Source organism: Methanosarcina sp. UBA5 (genome assembly GCF_002505485.1).
Classification (GTDB): Archaea; Halobacteriota; Methanosarcinia; order Methanosarcinales; family Methanosarcinaceae; genus Methanosarcina.
In genome coordinates, this window is the sequence record NZ_DAVG01000061.1 from 16,251 (window position 1) to 27,969 (window position 11,719).

The 11,719-nt window shown below is 40.3% G+C and carries 9 protein-coding genes and 1 pseudogene; 4 read left to right on the forward strand and 6 right to left on the reverse strand.

Annotation, left to right across the window (positions count from 1 at the left end; all coding sequences use genetic code 11):
* Positions 1-43: 43 nt before the first annotated feature.
* Positions 44-847 carry a M48 family metallopeptidase gene (locus BP621_RS05890; protein WP_292388484.1) on the reverse strand — a complete coding sequence of 268 codons (804 nt, stop codon included), beginning with the start codon at positions 845-847 and terminating at the stop codon, positions 44-46.
* A gap of 617 nt (positions 848-1,464) precedes the next feature.
* On the opposite strand from BP621_RS05890, the gene glmM reads away from it, so the two are divergent.
* Positions 1,465-2,823: a phosphoglucosamine mutase gene (gene glmM, locus BP621_RS05895; RefSeq protein WP_292388485.1), complete on the forward strand. Its 1,359-nt coding sequence runs from the start codon at positions 1,465-1,467 to the stop codon at positions 2,821-2,823.
* Positions 2,824-2,993: 170 nt separating this feature from the next.
* Here glmM and BP621_RS05900 read toward each other — a convergent pair.
* The 3 genes and pseudogenes from BP621_RS05900 to BP621_RS05910 form a co-directional block, all read right to left on the reverse strand.
* Positions 2,994-3,907, reverse strand: a pseudogene (locus BP621_RS05900) (aldolase).
* 72 nt (positions 3,908-3,979) lie between these two features.
* On the reverse strand, positions 3,980-4,336 hold the full coding sequence (locus BP621_RS05905; RefSeq protein ID WP_292388486.1) for a DUF488 domain-containing protein: 357 nt from the start codon (positions 4,334-4,336) through the stop codon (positions 3,980-3,982).
* A 478-nt stretch (positions 4,337-4,814) separates the two neighbouring features.
* The gene (locus BP621_RS05910) at positions 4,815-5,141 is read right to left on the reverse strand and encodes a DUF2769 domain-containing protein (protein ID WP_292388487.1); all 327 of its coding nucleotides are present in this window, start codon (positions 5,139-5,141) and stop codon (positions 4,815-4,817) included.
* A gap of 328 nt (positions 5,142-5,469) precedes the next feature.
* Between BP621_RS05910 and ppsA the strand changes: the two genes are divergently transcribed.
* The 3 genes from ppsA to BP621_RS05925 all read left to right on the forward strand — a co-directional run bounded on the left by ppsA (position 5,470) and on the right by BP621_RS05925 (position 10,311).
* Entirely contained in the window at positions 5,470-7,902 is a 2,433-nt protein-coding gene (gene ppsA, locus BP621_RS05915) for a phosphoenolpyruvate synthase (protein ID WP_292388488.1), read from the forward strand.
* A gap of 190 nt (positions 7,903-8,092) precedes the next feature.
* Positions 8,093-9,634, forward strand: a complete 1,542-nt coding sequence (gene gpmI / locus BP621_RS05920) for a 2,3-bisphosphoglycerate-independent phosphoglycerate mutase (RefSeq protein WP_292388489.1) — start codon at positions 8,093-8,095, stop codon at positions 9,632-9,634.
* A 431-nt stretch (positions 9,635-10,065) separates the two neighbouring features.
* A complete protein-coding gene (locus BP621_RS05925) occupies positions 10,066-10,311 on the forward strand; it encodes a hypothetical protein (RefSeq protein WP_292388490.1) in 246 nt (81 codons plus the stop codon).
* Positions 10,312-10,423: 112 nt separating this feature from the next.
* Here the strand turns inward: BP621_RS05925 and BP621_RS05930 are convergent, their stop codons facing one another.
* Together BP621_RS05930 and BP621_RS05935 are read right to left on the reverse strand one after the other, a co-directional pair.
* A complete protein-coding gene (locus BP621_RS05930; protein WP_292388491.1) occupies positions 10,424-11,485 on the reverse strand; it encodes an AI-2E family transporter in 1,062 nt (353 codons plus the stop codon).
* On the reverse strand, positions 11,478-11,719 hold a 242-nt coding region (locus BP621_RS05935; RefSeq protein WP_292388492.1), incomplete at its 5' end, for a hypothetical protein. The genes BP621_RS05930 and BP621_RS05935, both read right to left, overlap by 8 nt.

Consider the following 11,719-nt stretch of genomic DNA (forward strand, 5'->3'; position numbering starts at 1 on the left):
AACTTTCTAACTTTATTCCAGCCAGATTTTTTAAACTTATCATTTAAAAAATCCTTCCAGGCCTGTCTTCATTAATGGCTCTAACCCTTCTGAGCAATGCAGGATGCGTTGAAAGCAAATTGGTAGACCAGATCCAGAAACCTTCAGGACTTATTGCAGTTTCAAGATATTCCTCGTAATCAACAACCTTGTAAAGATGCTCGCCTGCAGAAAGAACTATGAGCCCTTTTTTGCCCGAAGGAGCTAGCCGAATTGCAATTCTGTCCGAAGTATATTCCCTTGCCCGGCTCAGAGCAGTCCATAAAAAGTTCTTGAGGACAGGCACAAAAGCAATTGGAAAGATAGCAAGATTATAGAGCAGGGTCACATGGCCTGCTTTTATGTGAGCTAGTTCGTGAGCAACAATGAACTCAAGCGAATCAAAGTCTGCTTCCCGGTATGCGACCTCAACTATATCCGCATAAAAAACTACATAATTTTTTCGAAAGTACAGCCGGGTAGCAAACGCATTTAATAGCCCGCCTTCCTGAATTAAAAAGGCATCCGGAACTTCTCTAAAGTTCAGTTCAGAAGAAAGACGTTTTATAATTCCGTAGAGTTCAGGAAACTGCTTTTCAGAAAGCTTGACTGCATTCGCCATCATTCCTCCGTAGGTCTGTCCGGAAACAAATGAAAGAAAAGCAATTGCTGCCGGGACTACCAGTATATATTCAAGCCCAAGTTCCTCGGGATACAAAAGCGGAACTGTCATTAGTGTGACATAAATGAAAATACTGATCAGCAGACAGATAACAAAAAGAGGTATTTCGGCAGGATGCCTGAGATTTCTTACTTCGCTATCCAGCAAGTTATTTGTCCCCCCATTTCTCTGAGAATATATTTCAAAAATCCCAATAAAATTTGTTATACAATTTAACTTTTTGTTAAAGGTTTTGTATATACCTTGGACTTTCGACAATATACATTTTACTGTAAAATAGAATTCCCATTGTACAACATGATTTTTATTATCAGATATACCTCTTGCTTTCTAAAATATACATTATACCACCTTAATGCGAAAAATCGAAAAAAATTATAGCAGGCAAAAGTGCAAAATTGCAGTAAAATTAGAAAAGATGACATAGAAAGTAAGTCTTTACCTCTTTTTTAGCTCAATGTTTTAATTAACAGCATTTCGAATCTTGACTTCACCAGTCAGCTCAATATAAAAAGCCAGATTTTAGCTCAATATAAAAAACCTGATTTTAGCTCAATATAAAAAGCTCTGTTTTTAATTATAAGAGTCTTTCCTAAATCGATTTTTACTTGAAGAATATAAAGAGCTATTTTATAATATAATGGTTATAAAACACATAGAAAATCTAACTTGTGGATTTCTACAAGACATACAAAAATTCATCTAATAAAGATTAACCTGCCAGAATAGTATATTTACACTTAAACCTTATGGGGAGACCTTAAATGGCACTATTCGGAACTAACGGCGTACGTGGTATCGCCAATGAATATATAACTCCTGAGCTAGCGGTCAATTTAGCCAGATGCCTTGGTACATACATGAGATCGAAAGGCACTATTGCCATAGGATGTGATACCCGAATTTCAGGCCAGATGCTAAAGTCTGCCGCAATTGCCGGGGCTCTTTCGACAGGCCTGAGTGTGATTGATGTAGGGACAGTCCCTACTCCTTCTATCTTGTATTATGTACGCTACTTTGCCGATGCCGGGATCATTGTAACCGCATCCCATAACCCCAGACAATATAATGGAATCAAATTTATTGCAGGGGATGGCTCAGAATTTTCCAGGGACGCAGAAAAAGACATTGAGAAGATATATCACTCGGGAAAATATGCCATTGCACCTTGGGAAAAAACGGGCAGCTTCAGAATAGATCCCGGAGTCAATGAATATTACGTAAGAAATATTATTAAGTCAGTAAATGCCGAAGCCATACGTAGCCATAGATTTAAGGTAGTTGCAGACACAGGCTGCGGTGCAGGTTCCCTTACTCTTCCTTTCCTTCTCAGGGAACTGGGCTGCCAGGTCTTGACCCTTGAAGCCCAGCTCGATGGGACTTTCCCTTGGAGAAATCCCGAACCCTTACCTGAATCCCTGACCGAACTTACTAGTCTTGTAAAAATGACAGGCGCTGATCTGGGAGTAGCTCACGATGGGGATGCGGATAGAGTAGTGTTTGTGGACGAAAATGGGCAATTCGTAAATGATGATGTTCTGCTTGCCATGATGGCAAAATATATAGTTGAACATGAAAAGGGTCCTTTAGTGACTCCTGTAAGTTCTTCTCAGCGTATGGTCGATGTTGCAAAGGAGGCAGGCATCAAACTATACTGGACAGCGGTTGGTTCCATAAATGTTGCCCGAAAGGTGATGGAAGTAAACGCAGTCTTCGGAGGCGAAGGAAATGGGGGACTTATCTTCCCCAAACATCAATACTGTAGAGACGGAGCAATGGGCTGTGCCAAGGTTCTTGAAATCCTGGCTGGAGGGAAAAAGCTTTCCGAGCTTGAGAAGAGTGTACCTAACTACTTTAACGAAAAGACTAAAGTGCCTGCTAAAAATACGCATGCTACTATGGAAATTGTGAGAAACGAGGCCTCAGGACTTGGATACAAAATAGACACAACCGACGGGGTAAAAATCTGGTACGATGACGGCTGGGTCCTTATGCGTCCATCTGGCACAGAACCAATCTTCCGGATCTTTGCCGAAGCAAAAAATCAGAAAAGAGCAGAGGAACTTATACAGGAAGGTCTGAATATGATGACAAGAGCAGAGAAGCTCTCTACTCTCAAATAAACTTCCTCCAAACTAATAGATAGTGTTTAATAGAGTATTTAATGGAATAAAGAAGGTATTAAAACAAGGTATTAAAACCATAGGCACAAATGGTCTTCAGTTCTCAAACTTAGAGTTACCTCAAACTAAGAGTTACTCACATTTTTTGGATTTCAGGCCTCTTTTTTCTTTTATTTTCCTTTGTAGATCCTCAGGGCTTCTTCAACGGTTGCATCCTCGATGGTTACAGCATAGATAGCATTACACATATGTATGGCTTCATCAAGGGGTTTCTGGGGAATGTTTCTTCCTGTTGCACTTCCCATTGCTCCGGAGATGTGGATCTGGTCATGAAGCTTTTTCAAGAAGTCATCAACTTCGTCACTGGCACCACCTGCGCAGATGACTTTAGTACGTCCTGCTGCTTTAATGGCTTCCTTAAAAGCCTCAGCAGAGTCTACTCCTTCCTTTTCTGGATAGTTAACCTTTGCAAAGTCCGTGCCAAGGCAGGCTCCAACTCCCGTTGCGCCGGCAATTAAGTGGGGGTCTTTTTCATCTTTCACAGCAGTACCGCGCGGATAGAGCCAGAGTACAGAGATCATTCCGTGTTGATGGGCAGCGTAAACTACCTGGGCAGCCTGCACGAGCATCTCGGCTTCGAACTCACTACCAAGGTATATAGTATAACCTACTCCAAGGATCTTGAGCCCACTGTTCTCCTTAAATTTGACTACCTGATCCACATCATGCCAGACATTACTGAAAGGATCGGCCTGAGAAGTTTTTACGAGATTGGTCTTCGAATTTATTTTCACGAGATAGGGCACGTTTCTGTGGTTTATACCATAGCGTGCAATTAACCCGAGCTGAGTTGCAAAAACCCCGATCTTTGCTTTTGATGCGATTTAGAAAAGATGTTCTGGATTAGCATCGTCTTCGGGTACTCCTTCTCCATAAAAATCATCATTTAATGTTCTACTTTCTGGTCTCCTGCAAATAGCATTAGTTTCCCACTTTCTCGAGTAATCTCCATGTAGTTTTTCAGGTATGATTCTCTTTCTGTTTTCGGAACATCTAGCGGTACTTTCTCTATATTCATATGCATAAAACCCCAACTTTTGTGTAAGTATAAACCTGAATTGAAGTTCTGATTTTCTTGTAATCCAGTTTACAACAATCAATGTCTCTTTAATCTGGAATCCAGATATCCCTTTAAAACTGCGGCATTATTAAAATCTTCATTTTTTGCAGCATAGAGCAGGGTCAGGTCGGCTTCTTTCGCTTTTTCTACGAGTTTCTGTACATACTCCTCCTTTAGCTCCAGTTCTTCAAGATAGCGTTTCCTAAACTCTTCCCATTTTTCAGGATCATGGGAAAACCATTTTCTAAGCTCGTCACTGGGAGCTATCTCCTTTAACCATAGGTCAAGCCTGACTTCATTTTTGCGAAGCCCTCTGGGCCAAAGCTTGTCCACAAGTACCCTGAATCCATCCTGACCTGATGGTTGTTCGTAAATTCTTTTCAGTCGAATCAATTGCTTTCCCCTGTTTTTACTGTTTCAGGTATGAATGAAATAATTTCCTAAATTTTCCATTAATAGCGTTTTGCAAAAGAAACAAACTCTTCTATATCTTCTTCATAGATTCCCTGGAGGTATGAACCCGGAAAAGTCGTATGAGAATAGGTCTCTGGTTTCAGGCAGCTTATGTGATGCCTGGCTATGTTTAGAGACTTCAGAACTGTATTTGATTCATTTTAAAAAGTAACGTGTTCCATTTTAACTTTTATAGTCGCGATGTACTATGGGCGTGGATACTTTAAAATCATAGGTCTTTGGGCTTTACATCATGCCGTTTTTGAATTTTCAGCAGAAAAAATTATTAAATATGATATTTTCCTGCTGAAAGCGGGTTAAATCAATGTTTTAAGCAATTCATGATACAACTTCTTGGCACATGTAAAAAATACCATGATTTGAATGTTTTTCAGATAATCTCCTTTTCAGATAGACCTTAAGTTGCTCTGCCGTTCTGGCAGAAGTATTGAGATGGTTTCCCTTCTCCAAGATCATACCCTTTCCAGACGTCGCAGGTATAACATATGCATTGCTTATCAGGATTAAGATCCACGCAAGTTGCTTTGCCTGTCGAACAGTATATTCCTGGAATATCCTCTGGATTTGGAACTTCTCCCTCAGGCATTTGTTCCATTGCTTTTTTCGAGCTTACAAGTTTATCCTGCGCACATTTACTGTCAGCCTGGACAGGGCACAGAGAACACATACATTTCTCGATATTTGATAGTATGCATGGAACTTTTCCCTTCTCGCCTTTATCCATTTTACCCCTCCAAATGATGCTAATTTGTAGTTAGGTTTGGAAAATAAAAACCTTTCATTTAAAAAAATAATTTTAAAGTCTTAAATTTACAAACCAGTACAACAGTAATTCCAAAAATGATTTTTTAATCCGAAAATGTGGGTTCTAAATCCGAAAAGACTGAATTGGGGAAACTCATTTCTGTCATCAATGCATAAATTACAGTTGGAACCTGTTGATTCAAGAATGTACTGTAAGTTGTGGGGAATGTTCCAACTAATATATGAGACCTTAGCCACGTCTCGTAATTGTTTTGAAAATATAATGATTTTAAAGGGGAATTCTGGGAATGTCTGAAAACAAAAGTAAGTACATACGCTGGTTTGATGAGACTTCGATTGAAGATGTTCCGCTTGTGGGCGGAAAAAATGCATCTCTTGGAGAAATGTACAGGGAACTCACTCCAAAGGGAGTAAAGATCCCAAATGGTTTCTCAGTGACTGCTGAAGCTTACTGGCATGTCCTTAAAGCTGGGGGAATTCTCGAAAAGCTTAAGCAAACAATGGAAGAACTTGATACCTCGGATGTATCAGAACTTGCAAAAAGGGGAAAAGCTGCAAGGGACCTGATCCTTGGGGCAGGAATTCCGGATGACCTCTGGCAGGAAATTAAATCCGGGTATGACCGCCTATGTGAGCAGTATGGAGAAAATACGGATGTAGCTGTACGTAGTTCAGCAACGGCTGAAGACCTTCCCACTGCTTCTTTTGCCGGCCAGCAGGAATCTTTCCTTAACATCCGGGGTTATCCCGCGCTTCGAGATGCCTGCGTACGTTGTATCGCCTCGCTTTTTACTGACAGAGCTATTTCCTATCGGGTAATAAATCATTTTGATCATTTTAAAGTAGCACTGTCGATAGGGATAATGAAAATGGTCAGGTCTGATATGGCTTCTAGCGGGGTTATATTTACTCTGGATACGGAAACCGGTTTCAGGGACGTAGTTTTCATTACCGGCTCCTATGGGCTTGGGGAAAATATCGTGCAGGGACAGGTCAACCCGGATGAGTTCTACGTTTTCAAGCCAACTTTCAGGGAAGGATATAAGCCGATTATCGAGAAGAATTTAGGGGATAAAGAAATTAAGATGATCTATGGGCAAGGCGGCTCCAAAACGTTTACCCGGAATGTGAAGGTTCCTGAGGCTGATCGACGTCGCTTTTGTATCAATGACGAAGAAGTGCTTAAACTTGCATGGTACGCTATTACCATTGAAGACTATTACTCAAATAAAAATAAGAAACCCATGCCAATGGATATCGAATGGGCAAAGGACGGGATTACAGGAGAACTCTTTGTAGTGCAGGCAAGACCGGAAACTGTCCAATCTCAGAAAAGCAGAGACATTCTGGAAACTTATGTGCTCGAAAAGAAATCTGATGTCCTTGCAAAAGGCAAGAGCATAGGAGACAAAATTGCTGCTGGAAAAGCGCATATAGTCCCTAATGTTTCAGATCTTCCTTCTTTTAAACAGGGAGAGATCCTGATTGCTGATTCCACAACTCCGGACTGGGAGCCTGTGATGAAAATAGCGGCTGCAATTGTTACGAACCAGGGAGGAAGAACATCCCATGCTGCAATTGTTAGCCGGGAACTGGGAATTCCGGCGGTTGTGGGGACAAGCAAGGCAACCGAAGTTCTCGAGACAGGTAAGGAAATTACCGTAAGTTGCGCGGAAGGTGAAGATGGGCTTGTGTACGAGGGAATTCTTCCTTTCCACAAAGATACATTGAGCCTTAAAGACACAAAACGCCCTAAAACCTCAATTATGATGAACCTTGGAAATCCTGATGAGGCTTTTAGCCTTTCCATGATTCCAAACGACGGAATTGGGCTTGCAAGGCAGGAATTTATTATCTCAAACTATATCAAGATTCATCCAATGGCTCTGGTGCATCCTGAAAAAGTCAAAGACCCTAAAGTCCTTGAGGAAATAGAGGAACTTACTCAAAATTCCGATAATAAAGAAGAATATTTTGTAGATAAGCTTGCTCAGGGAGTCGGGACCATTTCTGCATCTTTTTATCCTAACGATGTTGTAGTCCGCACAAGTGACTTCAAAAGCAACGAATATGCAAGCCTCCTTGGAGGCAGTTACTTTGAAATGAAGGAAGAGAATCCAATGCTTGGTTTCAGGGGAGCTTCTCGTTATTTTAATGAGCATTACAGGGAGGGTTTTGCCCTTGAGTGCAGAGCTCTGAAAAAAGTCAGGGAAGAGATGGGGCTTAAAAACCTCATTATTATGATTCCTTTCTGCAGGACAGTTGAAGAAGCGCAAAAAGTAATTGCCGAAATGGAGAAAAACGGGCTCAAAAGAGGAGAAACTGGGCTGCAGGTCTATGTTATGTGTGAGATTCCGAATAATGTTCTTCGAATTGACGAATTCAGTAAATATTTTGATGGCTTCTCGATAGGCTCAAATGACCTGACCCAGCTAACCCTTGGAGTTGATAGGGACTCAGAAATTCTTACTGCAGAATTCGATGAGCGAGATCCAGGGGTTATGAAAATAATGGCAATGGCCGTCCAGGGGGCAAAGCAGAATGGAAGGCATAGCGGAATCTGCGGCCAGGCACCTAGTGACTATCCCGAAATTGCGGAGTTTCTGGTAAAACAGGGAATAGATTCTATTTCACTGAATCCGGATTCGGTTATGAAAGTCACTCTTAAGGTTCTGGAAACGGAAAAGGAATTGGAAGGTAAAAAGAAGGAGAAAAAATAACCGGTGTCCATTAAGGATAAGGTCTATCCAAAAAGTGTTGTGATTATACTTAGTCTTTACAACAGGCATTATGCAAAATGGAAGTTACTCGAGCATGCAGACCTGTTGTAATGTCACAACATACCATTATTTATAAGATTTGCGTGGGTGAACTAAAAAAAGCAAAGTATACTTTGTGGAGTTTCGTGGTATGACTCAGGCAAGAAGACTTCTTATGCTCATTATTCTTGATGGCTGGGGTTACAGGGAAGCAAAAGAGGGAAATGCTGTCCTGGCAGCCCGAACTCCAAACCTTGATCGGCTGGAAGAATATCCCTGGTGTTTTTTAGAAGCCTCCGGAGAGGCTGTAGGTCTTCCAAAAGGCATGATGGGGAATTCGGAAGTTGGGCATCTGACAATAGGGGCAGGACGAATTGTGTATCAGGATCTGACCCGAATAGATATTTCTATCAATAACGGAGATTTTTTCAAAAATCAGGCTTTTCTTAATGCAATTTCAAATGCCAAAGCTAATGATTCCAGCTTGCACCTCATGGGACTTGCTTCCTATGGGGGTATTCACAGTTATATGCCTCACCTGTATTCTCTTATCAAACTTGCACAGGAGAGGGGTCTAAAAAAGGTATACATACATGCTTTTCTGGATGGGAGGGACGAACCTCCAAAAGCTGCTCTAGGAGACATAAAGAAACTGGATGCATTTTGTAAAGATCATGGAAGTGCTAAAATAGTAACCGTTTCAGGTCGTTATTACGCAATGGACAGAGATAAGCGCTGGGACAGGACAAAACTTTCCTACGATGTCCTGACGAGAGGAGTAGCCCCGTATACAGCCCCAAATGCAGAAACTGCAGTTTCTAATGCCTACGCCAGGGGAGAAACTGATGAGTTTGTAAAACCCACTATGGTTACTGATTCAGAAGGAAAAAACGTTGCAACTATACAGGATAGCGATTCTGTGATCTTTTTCAATTTTCGGGCCGACAGGGCACGGCAGATAACCTGGGCTTTTGTAAAAGAGGACTTTGACGGCTTTGTAAGAGAAAAACGTCCGAAGGTTTACTTTGTCTGCATGACCCAGTACGATGAAACCCTTGATTTGCCTATTGCCTTTCCTCCAATAAAGCTGGAAAATGTACTTGGAGAGGTACTGAGCAAGAATAGACTCATCCAGCTACGCATAGCTGAAACCGAGAAATATGCTCATGTGACCTATTTCCTTAACGGCGGCGAAGAAAAAAGTTATAGGGGTGAAGACCGCTGCCTTATTCCCTCACCGAAAATCGCTACTTACGACCTTAAACCAGAAATGAGCGCATATGAGATTACGGATGAAGTTATCAGAAGAATTCAGTCAGGAAAGTATGATGTTATTGTCCTTAACTTTGCAAACATGGATATGGTCGGACACACCGGGATTCTTGAAGCTGCAGTTAAAGCAGTAGAAGCCGTGGATAAATGTATTGGCAGGATTGTTGAGGCTCTAAAAGAAAAAGGAGGTGTGGCACTTATTACTGCAGATCATGGAAATGCCGAGCAGATGATAGACCTGGAAACAGGAGAGCCACATACTGCACATACCTCAAATCCGGTAAAATGCATTTACTTCGGAAACAGTGAGGTAAAAGCGCTTAAGAATGGAAAACTGTGTGACGTTGCACCGACAATTCTCGAGCTTCTTGGAATCCCTAGGCCGCAAGAAATGACAGGAAAATCACTTCTGGTAAAATAGTGATTAAGAACCTGTACAATTGCATAAATTTTGTTTATTCCTGGCTTGAGATTTTTTATCTCTGGCAAAAGTAAGAGATGATAGATCTATCGGGTCTATATTTGCTTCCTGCGAGGTTTAATGCTCCATATAAATTGCATCCTCTTCGACAAAGCCTGTTTTGGAGAAATACTAGTTACAGTGAGCTTGTTCATCGCTATTATGCTGATTTTACGATTGAAGACATAACTCTTCAGTAAATTCAATATTAATGTAAAAATAACTCAAATATGAAATCAAGTAGGGGATTAGCTAATTTTATATATTGAGTATAATAAATATAGAGTTTTATTTTGTAGAAAGATCTACGCAGCCTTCTGCTGACGAGAAAATAATCAAAAAAAGAACAGTTTAATATCCGGATATCAAGCAAAAATCTGGTGAGCAAACAGATGAAAAAACGAACATTTAGTAACATAAAGAAGAAGCTGGCTATTTTGATGTTAGTATTATATTTGATATCAATGATAGCTGTCGCAATAAGCACCGGAACTTCCAATAGTGCAAATACAGGAAGTAAAGGCAGTGAAAAATTAAGTGGAAACATTAATCATGATGGGCAAAGAGGAAACATAAGTGTGCCTATAAAGGTAAATGCAAATCACTCAACCGTGACTACAGCTTCTACAACGACTTAAAAGCTTGCAACCATAAAGATCTTGACCTGGTTATACGATCCTCTGAAGAGGCTGACAAATTACCAGAAAGGTTTCAATATATTTTCCAAAAAATATGTTGCTTCTTTCGAGGTCACTTTTCCTTCAAGGTTACTTTCTCTTCCTCCTTAAGTTTCAAATTTATCCTGTAAAGTGCAAGTAAAAAACCGTACACTGCAGGTCCGATTACTAGCCCTGGAATTCCTATCACAAGAAGAGGGGCTCCAAATGCTAAAATTGTCATTACTGGGTGTACGGCGCCTTTTTTCTCAACCAGTTTAGGCCTTAAGTAATAATCCTGCAGTGCATTTAGAGCGACACTGAATATCAATACCTCTAAAGCTTTATTATAGTCCTGAAGTAAAGTATAGTATGCTGTCAGGGGCAGGTAAACTCCAGGTAGTCCAATTAAGGGGTACATTGACAGAAGAAACACAAATGAAGCCAAAACACTCGAATAAGGTACACCGAGCAGATACAGGCCAACTAGGGCAATAATTCCTATTATAGCACTTGCAACAAAGTGTTGTCTGAACAATCCTGAATAGATTACGTCCAGCTCTTTTAAGAATAATTTAACTTCTTTTTCATTTTTGCTAGGTACAAAGTTTAAAATCTGATCGATTAATTTGTCTCCAGTAAGTAAGAGATAATACGAGAATATGAGAGCTACTATAAAAGCTACTATATAAAATGGCAAAGTAGCTGTTAAAAAAACCACCAAAGTTTTTGTTGGCGGAAAGTATGTGTCTGTTAAACCTGAGATGAAATGATTAATCTGGCTTATAATGTTGGGGGAATTAAAAGGTACATTTATCTCTACAATTCTTGTTACTCTGTTTGTTATATCTAGAATGAGTAACTGTACCTCTTCAGGTGAGCTCAGAAGAGTTGAAACCTCAGTGACAATAGCATAAATTATCCTTATACCAATGAGGACAAACAAAGTTAACACTAAAAGAACTGAAGCTGCAGCTGCTATTCTTCTATGCTTTGTTCGGTTTTCCAGAAAGGAATATAAAGGAACAAGAAGGTATGCGATTAAAAAGCTAAAAAGTATAACGGAGAAAAAAGGTTCCGTTATATATACTGCGATAGCAATTACAAATATTGTAACCAGTATTGTGAATTTACTGAAATTATCCCCGCTACCCATATAATGTAATAAGAGTAGCCTGGGTCATAAGATTTCTCGCTATTTTAGTTCTGATAGTTTCTGATATCTTAGTTTCCTGAAATCTTAGTTTCCTGAAATCTTTTTTATTTGCTCTGGTTATTTTCAGTTTCGTAGCTCTGTTAAATAAATCAGAATTACAGCCTGTCTTTTTCAAACTATCTGCCGTATTATTCAGGGCATTGCGACCCAGGACACTCACGGATATACTGCATA